General features: G+C 68.1%; 18 protein-coding genes. 16 read left to right on the forward strand and 2 right to left on the reverse strand.

Annotation, left to right across the window (positions count from 1 at the left end; genetic code table 11):
* Positions 1-141: 141 nt before the first annotated feature.
* Positions 142-609 carry a MarR family winged helix-turn-helix transcriptional regulator gene (locus IM760_RS16850; protein ID WP_204431418.1) on the reverse strand — a complete coding sequence of 156 codons (468 nt, stop codon included), beginning with the start codon at positions 607-609 and terminating at the stop codon, positions 142-144.
* 179 nt (positions 610-788) lie between these two features.
* Here IM760_RS16850 and ccoN point away from each other — a divergent pair, with 179 nt between their 5' ends.
* From ccoN to IM760_RS16920, 14 genes are all read left to right on the forward strand, one after another.
* Positions 789-2,222: a cytochrome-c oxidase, cbb3-type subunit I gene (ccoN, locus tag IM760_RS16855; RefSeq protein WP_204431419.1), complete on the forward strand. Its 1,434-nt coding sequence runs from the start codon at positions 789-791 to the stop codon at positions 2,220-2,222.
* Between the two features lie 2 nt (positions 2,223-2,224).
* Entirely contained in the window at positions 2,225-2,857 is a 633-nt protein-coding gene (ccoO, locus tag IM760_RS16860; RefSeq protein ID WP_204431420.1) for a cytochrome-c oxidase, cbb3-type subunit II, read from the forward strand.
* On the forward strand, positions 2,857-3,036 hold the full coding sequence (locus tag IM760_RS16865; RefSeq protein WP_204431421.1) for a cbb3-type cytochrome oxidase subunit 3: 180 nt from the start codon (positions 2,857-2,859) through the stop codon (positions 3,034-3,036). Before ccoO ends, IM760_RS16865 begins: the two co-directional genes overlap by 1 nt.
* Positions 3,036-3,947, forward strand: a complete 912-nt coding sequence (ccoP, locus tag IM760_RS16870; RefSeq protein ID WP_204431422.1) for a cytochrome-c oxidase, cbb3-type subunit III — start codon at positions 3,036-3,038, stop codon at positions 3,945-3,947. Before IM760_RS16865 ends, ccoP begins: the two co-directional genes overlap by 1 nt.
* 3 nt (positions 3,948-3,950) lie before the next feature.
* Positions 3,951-5,369, forward strand: coding sequence for a cytochrome c oxidase accessory protein CcoG (gene ccoG / locus IM760_RS16875; protein WP_204431423.1), 1,419 nt, complete (start codon positions 3,951-3,953; stop codon positions 5,367-5,369).
* Positions 5,338-5,850, forward strand: coding sequence for a FixH family protein (locus IM760_RS16880; protein WP_204431424.1), 513 nt, complete (start codon positions 5,338-5,340; stop codon positions 5,848-5,850). The genes ccoG and IM760_RS16880 overlap by 32 nt, the downstream gene beginning before the upstream one ends.
* Positions 5,847-8,258, forward strand: coding sequence for a heavy metal translocating P-type ATPase (locus tag IM760_RS16885; protein WP_338021412.1), 2,412 nt, complete (start codon positions 5,847-5,849; stop codon positions 8,256-8,258). Before IM760_RS16880 ends, IM760_RS16885 begins: the two co-directional genes overlap by 4 nt.
* Entirely contained in the window at positions 8,237-8,386 is a 150-nt protein-coding gene (ccoS, locus tag IM760_RS16890; RefSeq protein ID WP_204431425.1) for a cbb3-type cytochrome oxidase assembly protein CcoS, read from the forward strand. The genes IM760_RS16885 and ccoS overlap by 22 nt, the downstream gene beginning before the upstream one ends.
* Positions 8,379-9,098: a sulfite exporter TauE/SafE family protein gene (locus IM760_RS16895; protein ID WP_204431426.1), complete on the forward strand. Its 720-nt coding sequence runs from the start codon at positions 8,379-8,381 to the stop codon at positions 9,096-9,098. The genes ccoS and IM760_RS16895 overlap by 8 nt, the downstream gene beginning before the upstream one ends.
* A gap of 86 nt (positions 9,099-9,184) precedes the next feature.
* Positions 9,185-10,558 carry an oxygen-independent coproporphyrinogen III oxidase gene (gene hemN / locus IM760_RS16900; RefSeq protein WP_204431427.1) on the forward strand — a complete coding sequence of 458 codons (1,374 nt, stop codon included), beginning with the start codon at positions 9,185-9,187 and terminating at the stop codon, positions 10,556-10,558.
* A gap of 104 nt (positions 10,559-10,662) precedes the next feature.
* Positions 10,663-11,379, forward strand: coding sequence for a fumarate/nitrate reduction transcriptional regulator Fnr (gene fnr, locus IM760_RS16905; RefSeq protein ID WP_204431428.1), 717 nt, complete (start codon positions 10,663-10,665; stop codon positions 11,377-11,379).
* 55 nt (positions 11,380-11,434) lie between these two features.
* On the forward strand, positions 11,435-12,361 hold the full coding sequence (locus IM760_RS16910; protein WP_204431429.1) for a universal stress protein: 927 nt from the start codon (positions 11,435-11,437) through the stop codon (positions 12,359-12,361).
* A 167-nt stretch (positions 12,362-12,528) separates the two neighbouring features.
* Entirely contained in the window at positions 12,529-13,944 is a 1,416-nt protein-coding gene (locus tag IM760_RS16915; RefSeq protein WP_204431430.1) for an amidase, read from the forward strand.
* A gap of 45 nt (positions 13,945-13,989) precedes the next feature.
* Positions 13,990-14,391, forward strand: a complete 402-nt coding sequence (locus IM760_RS16920) for an ectoine synthase (protein ID WP_204431431.1) — start codon at positions 13,990-13,992, stop codon at positions 14,389-14,391.
* Positions 14,392-14,441: 50 nt separating this feature from the next.
* Here the strand turns inward: IM760_RS16920 and yaaA are convergent, their stop codons facing one another.
* Entirely contained in the window at positions 14,442-15,215 is a 774-nt protein-coding gene (gene yaaA / locus IM760_RS16925) for a peroxide stress protein YaaA (protein ID WP_204431432.1), read from the reverse strand.
* 119 nt (positions 15,216-15,334) lie between these two features.
* Between yaaA and IM760_RS16930 the strand changes: the two genes are divergently transcribed.
* On the forward strand, positions 15,335-15,811 hold the full coding sequence (locus IM760_RS16930) for a hypothetical protein (protein ID WP_204431433.1): 477 nt from the start codon (positions 15,335-15,337) through the stop codon (positions 15,809-15,811).
* Positions 15,812-15,898: 87 nt separating this feature from the next.
* A complete protein-coding gene (locus IM760_RS16935; protein WP_204431434.1) occupies positions 15,899-16,732 on the forward strand; it encodes an MBL fold metallo-hydrolase in 834 nt (277 codons plus the stop codon).
* The last annotated feature ends 5 nt before the right edge of the window (positions 16,733-16,737 follow it).

Below are 16,737 nucleotides of genomic sequence, written 5' to 3' on the forward strand. Positions count from 1 at the left end.
CCCTGTAGGCTCCCTTTCGAACGTCCTGTTCTCAAGGGTCCCGGAAGGGCGTCGCCCAGAGCCGCTCAGCAGTGATCCTCGACGCCACGGGCTAATCCAAACGTTGGAGGAGCAAAGGTCAGGGACTGGGGAAGAAGCTCTTCAGTCGTCCTCGGGGGCGCCGCTCATTTTGGCGAGCAGGTGCAGCAGGGCCACCCGTTCCGCCGGGTTGAGGCGCTCCATGGTCAGATCGGAAATGCGCTGCGCCGCCGGCACCATCTCCTCCACCAGATCCTCCCCTTCCTTGGTGATGGTCACCATCACCTTGCGCTGATCCCGCTCACAAGTGGACAGCGCGATCCAGTCGCGCGCCTTCAGCCGCTTGATCACGCCGCGCACGGTGGCCGGGTCGATGGCGGTGGCCTGGACGATGTCGGTCAGGGAGCAGGCGCCCCGCTCCACCAGCGTGCACAGGGTGACGAACTGAATGGCGGTGAGCTGCCGGTCGCTGGCGTGGCGCTGGAAGATGGCGGTGTGGCGCTGGTAGGCCCGGCGCAGCAAGTGCCCCACCTGTTCCGAAAACTCGTATCCGTACTCGGAAGGCGTGTGGGGTTTGTTCCGTTTGGGCATGGGGCGTCCGCTCCGCTGCGTTTAGGGTGTACACATTATAAACATCCCGGCTGGCGCCGGAAATCCCGCCGTCATCACGCTGCTCTTGACCCATGTCAACGGTTCTCGTCGTCGCCGCTGCTAACGTGCATCCCGCCTCGATCCGGCTTGCCCGGACCGTCCATCAGAAGGGAAACATCATGCAAGACACCGCTGCGACGCCCGCCTACGACTACCAGGTGGTGCGGCAATTCACGGTCGCCACCGTGATCTGGGGGGTGGTGGGCATGCTGGTCGGCGTGTGGATCGCCGCTCAGCTGGCCTGGCCCGCGCTCAATCTGGAAATCCCCTGGCTGACCTTCGGCCGCCTGCGCCCGCTGCACACCAACGCGGTGATTTTCGCGTTCGGCGGCAGCGCGCTGATCGGCACTTCACTGTACGTGGTCCAGCGTACCTGCGAAACCGCCCTGGCCTTCCCCAAGGTGGCGTCGTTCGTGTTCTGGGGCTATCAGTTGGTGATCGTGCTGGCCGCCGTCACCCTGCCGCTGGGCTTCACCAGCGCCAAGGAGTACGCCGAGCTGGAGTGGCCCATCGACATCCTGCTAGCGGTGGTGTGGGTGGCCTACGCTCTGGTGTTCTTCGCCACCATCGCCCGCCGCCGCACCAGCCACATCTACGTGGCTAACTGGTTCTACGGTGCCTTCATCATCGCCGTCGCCCTGCTGCATATCGTCAACAGCGCCGCGGTGCCGATTTCCCTGACCAAGTCCTATTCCGCCTACAGCGGCGCCATCGACGCCATGGTGCAGTGGTGGTACGGCCACAACGCGGTGGGCTTTTTCCTGACCGCCGGCTTCCTGGGCATGATGTACTACTACGTGCCGATCCAGGCCCAGCGGCCGATCTACTCCTACCGGCTGTCCATCGTGCACTTCTGGGCGCTGATCGCCGTGTACATGTGGGCCGGCCCCCACCATCTGCATTATTCCAGCCTGCCGGACTGGGCCCAGTCCGTGGGCATGGTGTTCTCCATCGTGCTGCTGGCGCCCAGCTGGGGCGGCATGATCAACGGCGTGATGACCCTTTCCGGCGCCTGGCACAAGCTGCGCACCGACCCGATTATCCGCTTCCTGATCGTGGCCCTGTCGTTCTACGGCATGAGCACCTTCGAGGGGCCGATGATGTCGATCAAGACCGTCAACGCGCTCAGCCACAACACCGACTGGACCATCGGCCACGTGCACTCCGGCGCCCTGGGCTGGGTGGCGATGATCACCATGGGTTCGGTCTACGTGATGGTGCCCAGGCTGTTCAACCGCCAGCGCATGTACTCGGTCCGCTGGATCAACGCGCACTTCTGGCTTTCCACCATCGGCACGGTGCTCTACATCGCCGCCATGTGGGTGTCCGGCATCATGCAGGGCCTGATGTGGCGGGCGGTCAATGAGGACGGCACCCTCACCTACAACTTCGTGCAGGAGCTGGCCGAGCGGCAACCGTTCTACATCGTGCGGCTGATCGGCGGCGTCATCTTCCTGGCCGGCATGATCCTGATGGCGGTGAACGTCTGGATGACGATTCGCGGTACCCGCAGCGACGAAGGCGAACTCAATCTGGTCGGGGCGGAGGCGTAACGATGGCCAACTATCATTCGGTAATCGAAAAGAACGTGGGCCTGATGATCGTGCTCACCCTGGTGGCGGTGAGCTTCGGCGGGCTGGCGGAAATCGTGCCGCTGTTCTGGCAGAAGGCGACCACTGAGCCGATGGCCACCCTGCGCCCCTACTCGGCGCTGGAAATGGCCGGCCGCGACGTCTACATCCGCGAAGGCTGCCATGTGTGCCACACCCAGATGGTGCGGCCGCTGCGCGCCGAGACCGAGCGCTTCGGGCCCTACAGCGTGGCCGGCGAGGACGTCTGGGAACACCCGTTCCTGTGGGGCTCCAAACGCACCGGTCCGGATCTGGACCGGGTCGGGCTGCGCCCGATCACCGAGCAATGGCACCGCGAGCACCTGCGTGATCCGCGCCAGGTGGTGCCCGAGTCCAATATGCCCGCCTACCCCTGGCTGGCGGAGAACACGGTGGACTGGTCGCACATGGAACGCACCCTGAAGGTGTTCAAGAACCAGTTCGGCGTGCCCTACAGCGATCAGGACATCGACGAGCAAATGAACAAAGTACGCGGCGAATGGGCCGACGCCACCGAGGAAGACGCGGTGGTCGCCTATCTGCTGTCCCTGGGCCAGGCCCGGCGGGAGGAACGCTGATGAACTACCACGCTTTACTGACGGTGATTTTCTTTGTCGCCTTTCTGGCCCTGGTGGGCTGGGTGTATCGCCCCTCGCGCAAGCGTGACTACCAGCGCCTGGGCGAGATTCCCCTGAACACCGACCCGCTCGGCCCGGTCTCCCGGGACGGGCAAGACCCTCGCCAGGGAGATCACTGATGAGTCAGTTCTGGAGCGTTTACATCATCGCCATCGTGGTGCTGAACCTGGCGGGGTGCGCCATCCTGCTGCTGGTCAACCTGAAGATGACGCCGGAGGAAGCACGCAACGAGACCACCGGCCACAGCTTCGACGGTATCCAGGAGCGCAATCAGCCGCTGCCGCGCTGGTGGCTGTTCCTGTTCGTGGGCACGCTGATTTTCTCGGTGATCTACCTGGTGCTGTATCCCGGCCTGGGCCGGTTCGGTGGCCTGCTCAACTGGAGCAGCGTGACCCAGTGGCAGGAAGAAGTGGCGCTGGTGGAAAAGCGGTCGGAACCGCTGTTCGCGGAGTTCGCCAAGGTGCCCGTGGACGAACTGCACCAGTACCCGGAAGCCCGCGACGTGGGCGGCCGCCTGTTCGCCAACAACTGCGCCATCTGTCACGGCTCCGACGCCCGTGGCGCCAAGGGGTACCCCAACCTGACCGATGACGACTGGCTCTATGGGGGCAGCGCCGACGCCATCCTCACCAGCATCACCCAGGGGCGCAACGGAATGATGCCGCCCATGGCCGCCGCCATCGGTGGCACCGACGCCGCGGTGCGCGATATGGCGCTGTACGTGCAGAGCCTGAGCCGGCCGGACATGACCGGCGACCCGCAGGTGGCGAAGGCGGTGGAACGGGCCAAACCCAAGTTCGCCGTTTGCGCCGCCTGCCACGGCCAGGACGCCACCGGCAATCAGGCCCTGGGCGCGCCCAACCTGACCGATGGCATCTGGCTGCACGGTGCCCGCCTGGAAGACATCGAGACCACCATTCGCCAGGGCCGCAACAGCCACATGCCCAAACACGAAGGGGTGCTGACCGACGAGCGTTTGCATGTGCTCGCCGCCTATGTCTACGGCTTGTCCCACAGCGACGAGGAGTAAATCATGAACGCAGGTCGCCGAATCCCGGTGGAGCAATCCCATCCCGACCCGCAGGGCGCGCGGCTCTACGCCAAGCGTCAGCGCATCCAGATCAAGGATGTGAAAGGGCACTACCAGCGTCTGCGCGACGCCAGTGTGCGGGTGGTGGTGGCGCTCTACCTGGTGCTGCCCTGGCTGACCTGGAACGGCCGGCAGGCGATTCTGTTCGACCTGCCGGAACGGCGCTTTCACATCTTCGGCCTGACCTTCTGGCCGCAGGACTTTCTGTTTCTGGCCTGGGCGTTGATCCTCTCCGCCCTGGCCCTGTTTTTCGTCACCGTGTTCGCCGGCCGGGTGTACTGCGGGTACGTGTGCCCGCAGACCGCCTGGACCCGCTGGTTCATGGCCATCGAACAGTTCTTCGAAGGCGACCGCCACCAGCGCATCAAGCTGGACAAGGCGCCGCTGCGCCCCGGCAAGCTGGCCCGCCGGCTGGGCAAGCACGGCCTGTGGCTGCTGCTGGCCCTGGCCACCGGCCTCACCTTCGTCGGCTATTTCTCGCCGATCCGCGACCTGGTGCCGGATTTCTTCACCGGCCAGGTGGGCGGTTGGGCCCTGTTCTGGATCGGCTTCTTCACCCTGGCCACCTACGGCAACGCCGGTTTCATGCGTGAGCAGGTTTGCCTTTATATGTGCCCCTATGCCCGTTTCCAGAGCGTCATGTTCGACCGGGACACGCTGATCGTCAGCTATGACCGGGCCCGGGGCGAGCCGCGCCGGCGCGGCGCCCGCAAGCAGGGCGAGGAACCCGCCGGCGACTGCGTGGACTGCGGCCTGTGCGTGCAGGTGTGCCCCACCGGCATCGACATCCGCGACGGCCTGCAGTACGAGTGCGTCACCTGCGCCGCCTGCATCGACGCCTGCGACCAGGTGATGGAACGGATTCACCGGCCCAATGGGTTGATCCGCTATACCACCGAGAATGCCCTCAACGGCCGCCAAACCCACCTGCTGCGTCCACGTCTGCTGGGCTACGGCGCGGTGATCCTGGTACTGGTGGGGCTGTTCATCGGCAGTCTGATGACCCGCGTGCCACTGCAGGTGGACGTGTTGCGCGACCGCAACCAGCTGTACCGGGTCACCGGCAACGGCACCATCGAAAACAGTTATCGCCTGGAAATCCTCAACAAGGATCAAAGCCCGCACCGCTATGTACTGACGCTGGAAGGGCCGGAAGGGCTGACCCTGGTGAATGGCCCGCGCCACTTCAGCCTGGTGGCCGGCGAGCACCGCAGTCTGCCGGTGACGGTGAGCGGCGATCCCTACGCCGGCACCGTGGAATCCGCCGATATCCGTTTCCACGTACGCGCCGTGACCGGCGCCGATGACGCCACCGATATGGAGATGGCCCATGAATCCCGCTTTATCGCCCCGCGTTCCTGAGGCGCCCTGGTACCGGCACCCGCTGGTCTGGCTGGTGATCGCCCTGCCCGCCTCGGCGATCATCGGCGGCCTGGTGACCCTGGCCATCGCCATTACCCACGCGGACAGCACCGTGGACGACAACTGGTACCGGGACGGCAAGGCCATCAACCGCTCCCTGGAGGCGGAGCAGCGCGCCGCCCTGTGGGGGCTGGGCGCCGCGTTTGAGGCGGACGGCCGGGTCCGGCTGCACAGCGCCGTGGCGCTGCCGTGGCCGGATCATCTGGTGCTGTCGCTGCGTCACCCGGCGTTCGCCGATCGGGACCAGGAACGGCGCCTGCGCCATCTTGGCGAAGGCCGTTACCAGGCCGACGGCGCCCTGCCCGCCGCCGGTGACTGGGATGTGACCCTGGCGCCGCCGGACGGCGCCTGGCGGCTCTACCACCGACTGCGTCTGGGCCCCGACGGGGCCCGCCTGGGCGCCCCGGAGACGCCTCGGTGACCACCGCCCGGCCCATTGCCACCCCCTCGGAGGTCCTGTGCGCCCATTGCGGCGAGCGGGCCCCCGATCCGCCGTTCTGGGCCCCCGGCGACGTGGGGCAACGCCCGGCCTGCTGTCCCGGATGCGCCGCCGCCATGGCTCTGATCCACGATCTGGGCCTGGAGGATTACTACCGCCTGCGCGGCGGTGACGGCGCCCCCGCCCCGGACGGCGGCGAGCGGGACCGCGCCCTGGCCCTGTTCGATGTGCCGGAGCTGCTGGCCGCCCATCGCCGGCCGGACCCGGCCGGCGAGCGCCTGACCCTGGCCCTGTCCGGGCTGACCTGCGCCGCCTGCTGCTGGCTGATCGAGAAAGCCGCCGGCGATATTCCCGGCGTGAAGGCGCTGCGCACCAACCTGGCCGCCATGACCCTCACCCTGACCTATGACCGGGCGGACGCCCCTCGCCGGGTGGCGGAGCGTCTGCTCAAACTGGGCTACGGCGTGACCCTGCCCGGCGACCCGGCCGCCGAGGCCGGCCAGCGCCGGGAGGCACGCCGTCTGCTGGGCCGCCTGGCCCTGGCCGGCCTCGGCGCCATGCAGGCGATGATGTATTCCGCCGCGCTCTACCTGGGCGTGTTCGAGGACGGCGACGACGTGTACGCCTGGTTGTTCCGCATCGCCAGCCTGATGGTGGCCACGCCGGTGGTGTTCTACGCCGGCTGGCCGTTCTTCCAAGGCGCCTGGCGGGGGCTGCGCGCCGGTCGGCCGGGCATGGATCTGCCGGTGGCGCTGGCGCTGGGCCTGGCCTGGGCCGGCTCCCTGGTGAACATGGCGCTGGGCGGGCGGCACGTCTACTTCGAGTCCGCCGCCATGTTCGTGTTTTTCCTGCTGCTGAGCCGCTGGCTGGAACAGCGGCAACGGCACCGGGTGCGCGCCGCCTGGCGGCGCCTGGAGGATGCCCTGCCGCTGGTGGTGCGGCGCCAGGACGGCGACCGGGAAACCTGGGTGGCGAGCCGCCAGGTGCGCGCCGGCGACCGGCTGTGCCTGAGCCAGGGGGAAGTGATTCCGGTGGATGGCCGGGTGGTGAGCGGCCAGGCCCAGGTGGCGGAAAGCGCCCTGACCGGCGAACCGCTGCCGCGCCCGGCGGCGGCGGGCGACTTGCTGCACGCCGGCGCCCGCCTGCTGGAAGGCAGCCTGGTGCTGGACGCCGCCGCGCCGGCGGCGCACAGCCTGGTGGCGCGGATCGGCGAGCAGGTGGCGCGGGCGGAAAGCGAGCGGCTGCCCCTGGTCAGCGATTGGGGCCGGGTGGCGCCCCTGTTCACCCTGGGCGTGCTGGCGCTGGCCGGGGTGACCCTGGCGCTGCACTGGTCCGCCGGCCCGGCCCTGGCCTTCGAGCACACCCTGGCGGTGCTGGTGGTGACCTGCCCCTGCGCCCTGGCGCTGGCCGTGCCGCTGACCGTGTCCGCGGCCTTGGGTGCCGCCCTCAAGGATGGCGTGTTGGTGGCCTCGCCGTCGCAACTGCTGGCCCTGGACCGGGTGCGCGGGGTGCTGTTCGACAAGACCGGCACTCTCACCGAAGGCCGCTTCGAGCGGGTCGGCACGCGCACGCCGGACGGCGAGGAGCGGTCGAGCCATCACCGGGACCTGCTGGCGGTGGCCGCCGGCCTGGAACAGGGGCACCCGCACCCGCTGGCGCGGGCCTTCGACGACCTGGAACCCGCCCCGGTGTCCGCGGTGCGGATCCGCGCCGACGGCGCCGAGGGTCGCTACCAGGGCCGCCGCTGGGACATCGGGCCGGCGCCGGCGGCGGATGCCGCGCCGGCCGGCGTGTCCGCGCTGCTGCTCAAGGAGGACGACGTGCCGCGCCTGTGGATCTTCCTGCGTGACCGCACCCGCGCGGACGCCGCCGATCTGGTGGCCGGCTGGCGGCGGCGTGGCTGGCGCCTGCGGCTGGCCAGCGGCGACGGCGACAGCGCGGTGGCGGCGCTGGCCGGCGAGCTGGCGCTGGACCAGTGGCGGGCGCGCTGCACGCCGGACCAGAAGGCCGCCTGGCTGGCCGGGCTGCGCGACCAGGAAGGGCCACAGCTGATGGTCGGTGACGGCATCAACGACGCCCCGGCGCTGCTCGCCGCCGACGTGTCCGTGGCCACCGCCAACGCCACCAGCCTGGCCCGCCGCGCCGCCGGCCTGTACCTGCTGAACACCGATCTGAAGCCGCTGCTGCGGCTGCCCGCGCTGGCCGGCAAGGCGCGCCGGCGGATTCACCAGAATCTGATCTGGGCGCTGGGCTACAACCTGCTCGCGGTGCCCCTGGCCATGGCCGGCTGGGTACCGCCATGGGCGGCGGCCCTGGGCATGTCCGCCAGTTCCCTGATCGTCACTTTCAATGCCGCGAGGTTGTCCCGATGGCCATCGTCATTCTGCTGATTCCCCTGGCCCTGCTGTTTCTGAGCGCGGCCCTGTGGGCGCTGTTCTGGGCGATCCGCCGGGGCCAGTTCGAGGACCTGGACCACGAAGCCTGGCGGGTGGTGTTCGAGGACCGGGACCATGATTGACGCCGTCCCGGCGCTGCTGCCGCTGCTGGCCGGGGCGCTGATGCTGGCCCTGGGCGGCCTGCTGCACTGCGCCGGCATGTGCGGCGGCATCGGCGCCGCCCTGACCTTCACCATCCCCGCCCGGCGCCGCCAAGGCGGGCGCCTGTGGCTGTGGCAGGGCCTGTTCGCCACCGGACGCGTCGCCGCCTACGGCGTGCTCGGCGCCCTGGCCGGGGCGCTGGGCGGCGCCCTGCTGGGCCGGCTGCCCGGCGGCGGGCCGGCCTGGCCGGCGCTGTTCTCGGGGCTGCTGATGGCGCTGCTGGCGGCCCATTTCCTCGGCCACGGCGCCCTGCTGCGACGGCTGGAGCGTCCCGGCGCGCGCCTCTGGCGGCGGCTGAAACCGCTGAGCGACCGGTTGCTGCCGGTGGACCGGCCGCACAAGGCGGTGGCGCTGGGCGCCCTGTGGGGCCTGTTGCCCTGCGGGCTGGTGTATTCCGCCCTGCTGCTGGCGGCCACCACCGGCGGGGCCGGGGGCGGCGCCCTGGTGATGCTGGTGTTCGGCGCGGTGACGGTGGCGCCGGTGGCCCTGGCCGGTGTCGCCGGCGGGCGCCTGGGCGGCCGCGGCCGTGACCACCGGCGCTGGGCCGGCGCCGCCAGCCTGGCCCTGGCCGCCTGGTTCCTGGCCCAGGGCCTGTGGGGCGGCCACGGCGCCCTGCCGCTGCCCTTCTGCTGAGGGAACCGGGCCCCGCTTGACCTGCGTCAAGATGGTCGGGGCCCGGGCTGGCATCATGGCCAGGCATATCACCTGGAGCTTTGCCCATGACCCTCTGGAACCCGGATCTGATTCGCCGCTTTGGCGGGCCCGGGGCCCGCTATACCTCCTACCCACCGGCCACCCAGTTCCACGAGGAGATCCGCCCGGCCCAGGTGGCCGCCGCCGTGGAGGCCGGCAACCGCGCGCACCGGGACCTGTCGCTGTATTGCCATATCCCCTTCTGCGCCACGGTCTGCTACTACTGCGCCTGCAACCGCATCGTCACCGCCAACCGGCACCGGGCGGTGGAATACCTGGCCCACCTGAAAACCGAACTGCGCGCCAAGGCCACCCTGGTGGATCCACAGCGGCCGGTGGTGCAGATGCATTGGGGCGGCGGCACGCCCACCTTTCTCAACGACGCCCAGATCACCGAGCTGGTCTATGACCTGGCCCGCTACTTCCGCCTGCTGGAAGACGACCGGGGCGACTATGCCATGGAGATCGATCCGCGCACCGTGGACCGTTCCCGGCTGGGCCTGCTGCGCGGGCTCGGCTTCAACCGCCTGAGCCTGGGCGTGCAGGATCTGGACCCGCGCGTGCAGCAGGCGGTCAACCGGGTGCAGCCGCTGGACATGATCCGCCGGGTGTTCGAGGACGCCGCGGATTTCGGCTTCCACTCGCTCAACGCGGACCTGATCTACGGCCTGCCCTGGCAGAGCGAATCCAGCCTGGCGCGTTCCCTGGAGCAACTGGTGGCCCTGCGCCCGGGACGCATCTCCCTCTACAACTACGCCCACCTGCCGGCGCGCTTCAAAGTGCAGCGGCAGATTCCCGAGCGCACCCTGCCGAGCCCGTCGGAGAAACTGGCCATGCAGGTGCGCGCCGGTGAACTGCTGCAGCAGGCCGGCTACGACCTGATCGGCATGGATCACTTCGCCTTGCCCGACGACGAAATGGCGGTGGCCCGCCGGGAAGGCCGGCTGCATCGCAATTTCCAGGGCTACACCCTGCACGGCGACGCCGACCTGATCGGCTTCGGCGTCAGCGCCATCAGCGATCTGGGCGATCTCTACACCCAGGCGCCGAAACGGCTGGAGGACTGGCAGGAACAGGTCCAGGCCGGACGCTGGCCGCTGGAACGGGGCTATCAGCTCAACCGCGACGACCGTCTGCGCCGCTCCGTGATCATGGGCCTGCTGTGCGACCTGCGTCTGGATCTGGCCGCCTTCCGTGAGCGCTGGGGGGTGGATTTCACCGATTACTTCGCCGACGCCCTGGCGCCGCTGGGCGAGTTCGAGAATCTGGGCCTGCTCACCATGGAGGGCAGCGACCTGGTGATCACCGACGCCGGCCGCCTGGTGGCGCGGGCGCTGGTGCAGCCGTTTGACCGCTTTGCCGGCGCCGGTCAGGGGGAACGTTTCAGCCGCATTATCTGAGGGCTTTCCGTTTTTTTTTGCGGAGCCCGCCACTTGTTCAGCCGATGAGGCCTTTTATAATGACTTACGCAGCTACTTTGATACGCAGCCAGGAAGGGGGCGCCATGCCGAGAACAGTATCCTGTAACGATTGCAGTCTCAGCCCGATCTGTTTGCCGCTGGCGGTGGCGCCCGCCCAGCTCGACCAGCTCGATCACATCATCCAGCGTGGCCGGCCGCTGAAACGCGGCGAGCACCTGTTCCGCGCCGCCGACGATTTCCATTCGGTGTACGCGGTGCGCTCCGGCGCCCTGAAAACCTATGTGCTCTCCGACGAGGGCGAGGAACAGGTCACCGGCTTCTATCTGCCCGGCGAGATTCTCGGCATGGACGGCATCAGCACCGCCCGCCACCTGTCCAACGCCAAGGCCCTGGAGACCGCCACGGTCTGTGAGATTCCATTCCACAGGCTGGAAGATCTGTCTCAGAAAATTCCCACTTTGCAGCACCATTTCTTCGGCCTGATGAGCAAGGAAATCCGCGCCGACCGGGAGCTGCACATGCTGCTCAGCAAAAAAAGCGCCGACGACCGGGTCGCGTCCCTGCTGCTCTCCCTGGCGGCGCGCCAGCAGCGCCGGGGCCTGAGCAACAAGCGTTTCCGCCTGCCCATGTCGCGCTACGACATCGCCAACTATCTGGGCCTGGCGGTGGAAACCGTGAGCCGTATCTTCACCCGCTTCCAGCAGCAGAAGATGCTGTGGGTGGACGGCCGTGAGGTGGAGATCCTGGATCGCCCGGCCCTGTGCGGCAGCGGCGGGCTGCACCCGGTGGAAAACGCCTGACGCCGCCATCCGTTCGCACCGGCCTCAATTCGCACTACTGCAAAGGACCCGCTGTATGAGCTCCAAGAATGGCATTCTGGTGTTTCTGGATCGTGATCTGAAGGCGCCGCAACCGGCCCTGGAAAAAGCACTGAAGCTGGCGCGCGCCGCCGGCCAGCGGCTCACCGTGGCGGTCAACAGCGACTCCGCCGCCATGCGGCGGGCGGTGGGCTTCGACGACCAGCGCCGCGAGAACGCGGAGCGGCAGATCGTACGTGCCTGGGAAAAGCGCATCGATGACCTGGTCGGCGACGTGACGGTGGAGAAACGGGTGGCCGCCCACCGCGACGCCGAGACCGCCCTGCGCGAAACGGTGGTGGAGTGCGCGCCGTCGCTGATCGTGGTGCACACCAGCGACGAGGGCACCCTGAAACGCCATCTGTTCACGCCCCGCGACTGGCTGCTGATCCGCCACGCGCCCTGCCCGGTGCTGTGCGTGCACTCTCCCGCCTGGAGCGATCCGCCCCGCATCACCGCGGCGGTGGAGCCGGAAGAGGAAGCGGGCGGCCTGGACAGCGCGGTGATTCATCAGGCGCGCTACTGGAGCGAGCAGCTGCACGGCGAGCTGGAAGCGGTGCACGTGCTGGAGCATCCGGATGAAACCCTGCTGCTGGTGGCCGGCGAGGCACTGCCGGAATACGCGGCCAGCGCCAAGAGCATCCGCGATTACCACGCCAAGGCCCTGGCCGAATTCGCCCGGCGCGAGAACCTGCCCGACGAACGCACCACGCTGCTGGAAGGCCCGGTGACCCGCACCCTGGTGGATTACTGCGAGGACGAGGGCTGTGACCTGCTGGTGGTGGGCACGGTGCGCCGCAATACCGTCGAGCGTCTGCTGCTGGGCGCCACCGCCGAATCACTGCTGACCCGCACGGTCAACGATGTGCTGGTGGTGAAACCGGAGGACTTCGAGAGCGACTGGACCCCCTCCGCCGCCGGCTAGTCCGCTTTTACCGCTTTTAGCAATCCCCGCGAGGCCCGTCACCACGGGCCTCGCGTCGTTTTGGCGCCGGTTCGGTCCGTTTCGCTGGCTTGCGTTGTGTTCAGCCGTCCTTACGGTTGAACGCGGAAGGTCAAACCGTTTTCCGCAACCGCGAGGAGGACAAGGACGTGGACGATACCGATCTGGGCACCCTGGACGGCACCACCCTCACCCGCCTGTTCCGTGACGGCAAGGCATCTCCCCTGGAAGCCACCCGCGCGGCGCTGGCGCGCATCGACCGCTTCAACGAGCAGGTCAACGCCTACACCTACGTGGACCGCGAGGGCGCCGAAAAGGCGGCCCGCGCCTCGGCCCGCCGCTGGGGCCAGGGCAAACCGCTGAGCCCCATCGACGGCCTGCCGGTGTCCATGAAGGACCTGACCGAAGTGGCGGGCATGCCCGCCCGGGAGGGGTCGCTGACGGTACCCGGCGGCCTCTGTGACGAGGACGCGCCGCCGGCGCGCAAGCTGCGCGAAGCCGGGGCGGTTCTGCTGGGCAAAACCAATACCCCGGAGTTCGGCTGGAAAGCCGTCACCGACAACCGGGTCTACGGCACCACCCTGAACCCCTGGGACACCCGGCTGACGCCGGGCGGCTCCTCCGGCGGCGCGGCGGTGGCGGCGGCCCTGAACATGGGCGTGCTTCACCAGGGCGGCGACTCCGGCGGCTCGATTCGTATTCCCGCCAGCTTCACCGGCGTGTTCGGCTTCAAGCCGACCTTTGGCTGGACGCCCCAATGGCCGCCGGCCAAGGCGCCGACCCTGTCGCACATCGGCCCGCTGACCCGCACCGTGGCCGACGCGGTGAGCATGCTCAACGTGATCGGCCGCTACGATTACCGGGACCCCTATGCCACCCGGGGCCAGCCGGAGGATTGGGGCGACCGGCTGCGCGACGACCTGGACGGCCTGACCATTGCCTACTCCCCGGATCTGGGCTACGCCCGGGTGGACCCGCACATCGCCGAGCGGGTGCGCGAGGCGGTGGGCCGGCTGGAGGAACTGGGCGCCAAGGTGGAGGAGATCCATCCCGGCTTCGAGTCGCCGCTGGAAACCTTCCGGGTGCTGTGGTTCACCGCCTCCCAGCAGATCCTGGCGAGCAGCGACGCCGCCGACCGGCAGCGTCTGGACCCGGGCCTGGTGTCCGATGGCAAACGGGCGGAACAGTGCACCGCGCTGGATTATTTCCGGGCCCTGTCGGACCGCGCCGTGCTCACCGAGCGCATGGAGCATTTCACCGAGCGCTACGATCTGCTGGTTACGCCCACGGTGCCCATCGCCCCGTTCGAGGCCAATCATAATGTGCCGCCGGACGGCGAGCTCACCGACTGGGAACAGTGGACGCCGTTTTCCTACCCGTTCAACCTGACCCAGCAACCGGCCGCGTCGGTGCCCTGTGGCTTCACCGACTCGGGACTGCCGGTGGGCATGCAGATCGCCTCCGGCCGCTATCAGGACCCCAAGGTGTTGCATGCCTGCCACGCCTACATGAAGGCTTTTCCGGCCCGGTTCCCCACGGTGCCGGACCCGGCGCAATACGCCTGAACCCTCAAACCGTGCCAAACCCCCATCCGAGACAAGGAGACCAGGATGATCGTCAGAGACCGTAAGGACGCCAAACGCTCCGAAGTGGACGAGGAAAAGTTCGTCAGCCGTCGCTATACCCTGCGTGCCGACGGCATGGGCCACTCGGTGCATGAAACCTACATCAAGCCGGGCCAGTCCCTGCACATGTGGTATCGCAATCACAAGGAAACGGTGATCTGCATCGAGGGCGAGGGCCGCATCGAGGACGTCACCGAGGGTGGCCACTGGGACCTGAAGCCCGGCGTGCTCTATGCGCTGGACAAAAACCAGAAGCACATTCTCAGCAGCGAGGAAGGCATGACGGTGCTGTGCGTGTTCTCGCCGTCACTGGTGGGCCCGGAAGATCACGACGAACGGGGCAGTTACCCGCTCTACGACGACGACGGCAGCATCGTGCAACACTGAGCGCCGCGCCGGGAAGGAAACCCACGGCGCCCGCCGGGCGCCGTGCCGGATCATTGCTCGCCGCGACGGAACACCGGCCGGCTGTCGGTGGACGCTTCCTTGTCGTACCGGTAACCGGCCTCCCGGAACTTTTTCAGGCCCGCCGGCGTGTCGATCCCTTTCCGCAGAATCCATGCCGCCATCAGACCACGCGCCTTCTTGGCATAGAAACTGATCACCTTGTACTGACCGTTTTTCTCATCCTGGAACACCGGTTCGATCACCGGCCCGGGCAGTCGCTTGGGGTGCACGGATTTGAAATATTCGTTGGACGCCAGATTGACCAGCACGTCGGTGCCGGCGGCCTTCATGTCCCTGGCAAGCTGGTCGGTGATGGTCTCGCCCCAGAACTGATACAGGTCCTTGCCGCGCGGATTGTCCAGCCGCGTGCCCATCTCCAGCCGATAAGGCTGCATCAGATCCAGCGGTCGCAGCAGGCCGTACAGGCCGCTGAGGATACGCAGGCGCTGTTGCGCCGCCTTCAGGTCGTCGCCGTCGAAGCGCGCCACATCAAGGCCGGTATAGACGTCGCCCTTGAACGCGAACAGCGCCGGTCGCGCATTGCTCTTGTCGAACGGCCGTGACCACTGCGCGAAGCGTTCCGCGTTGAGATGGGCAATCTTGTCGCTGACCTTCATCAGCCCGGCGATGTCCGCCGGCGACAGCGCCCGCGCGCGTTCCACCAGTTCCGCGCTGTCGTCGAGCAGGCGCGGCTGGGTGGCGCGCAAGGACGGCAGCGGTGTTTCGTAATCCAGGGTTTTCGCCGGGGAGACGACGATCAGCATGGTGTTCTCCTTTACATGACGCGGTAGTGATTATAAGAAGAGCGCAGTGAGAAGAAAGCTATCGGCCCGATTGATCCGCCCGCGCGGCGGCACGGGCCACGACCGGGAGTGCTTCGACAATGCGTTTTCTGCTGATCCTGACCGTCTCCGTGGCCGTGGTGGTGCTGCTCTGGGGAAGCTGGCAGGCGGGCCGGCGGCCGTTCTACCTGGCGCTGGCCGGGGTGGTGGTGGCCGGCACCCTGTTCGCCCTGGCCACCCTGTTCACCGAGCAGGAGCGCCGGGTCCCGGCGGCGCCGGAAAGCGTGATCGCCAACGTGCAGTCGGTGCACGGCACCGAAACCACCTACCGGCTCACCGGCGACATCGCCAACCGGGGCGAGTACCCGGTGGCCCGTGTGCAGCTTGCCGCGGAAGCGCTCAAATGCCCGCCGGCGCGGGCGTGCGAGGTGCTGCACCAGGCCCGCGAAACGGTGTCCATGCACATTCCACCCGGCGGTCGCTACCCGCTCAATCTGTCGATTCCGCGCCCCACCCCGGATGTCCAGGCCGATCGCTGGCGTCTGCGCGTGCTGCGCGTGGAAGTCTATGGCCGGTGACACGCGCCGCGCTTGGAGACTGGCCAAGGGAAATCGAACGGTTCACAATGCCGGCCTTCCCACGCACCGCAGCGGGTAGGAGAGACCATGGCAGCGCTGATTCCCGGCCAGCCCACCCCCATCGCCCCCCACGCCTGGCGGGTCCTCGGCCGTAATCCGGGGATGATGACCGGCCCCGGCACCAACAGCTATCTGCTGGGTGACCGCGCCTTGACGGTGATCGACCCCGGCCCGGTGGATCCGGAGCACACCCGCGCCCTGGTCGATGCCGCCGCCGCCCAGGGTAAGGCCATCGAGCAGATTCTGGTCACCCACACCCACCGGGACCATTCCCCCGGCGCCGTGGCGCTGGCGGAGGCCACCGGCGCCACCCTGCTGGGCCCGGACGTGCCCGACGACGGGCTGCAGGACGAAAGCTGGGCGCCGGCCCGGCGCCTGCGCCACGGCGACGTGCTGGACTGTGGCGGCGTGCCCCTGGAAGTGATCGCCACCCCGGGCCATGTGGGCAATCATCTCTGTTATCTGATGACCGAACAGGCGCTGCTGTTCACCGGCGACCATCTGATCCAGGGTTCCACCGTGGTGATCGCCCCGCCCTCCGGCTCCATGGCCGCCTACATGGACTCCCTGGCCCTGCTCCGCGATTACCGCATCGACACCATGGCGCCGGGCCACGGCGATCTGATCGTCGAGCCCATGGAGACGGTGGAGAAAACCCTGGCCCATCGCCGGGAACGGGAAAAGAAGGTGTTCAACGCCCTGGACGGGCAAGCGGTGACGGTGCAGGAACTGGTCACCCGGGTCTACGCCGACGTGCCGGACTTTCTGCACGGTGTCGCCTGCCTGTCCCTGGAAGCGCACCTGATCAAACTCCGCGACGAAGGCCGCGTCACCCACGAACAGGGCAAATGGTCGGTTTGAAAAGG

The organism is Alloalcanivorax marinus (genome assembly GCF_016906305.1).
Taxonomy (GTDB): domain Bacteria; phylum Pseudomonadota; class Gammaproteobacteria; order Pseudomonadales; family Alcanivoracaceae; genus Alloalcanivorax; species Alloalcanivorax marinus.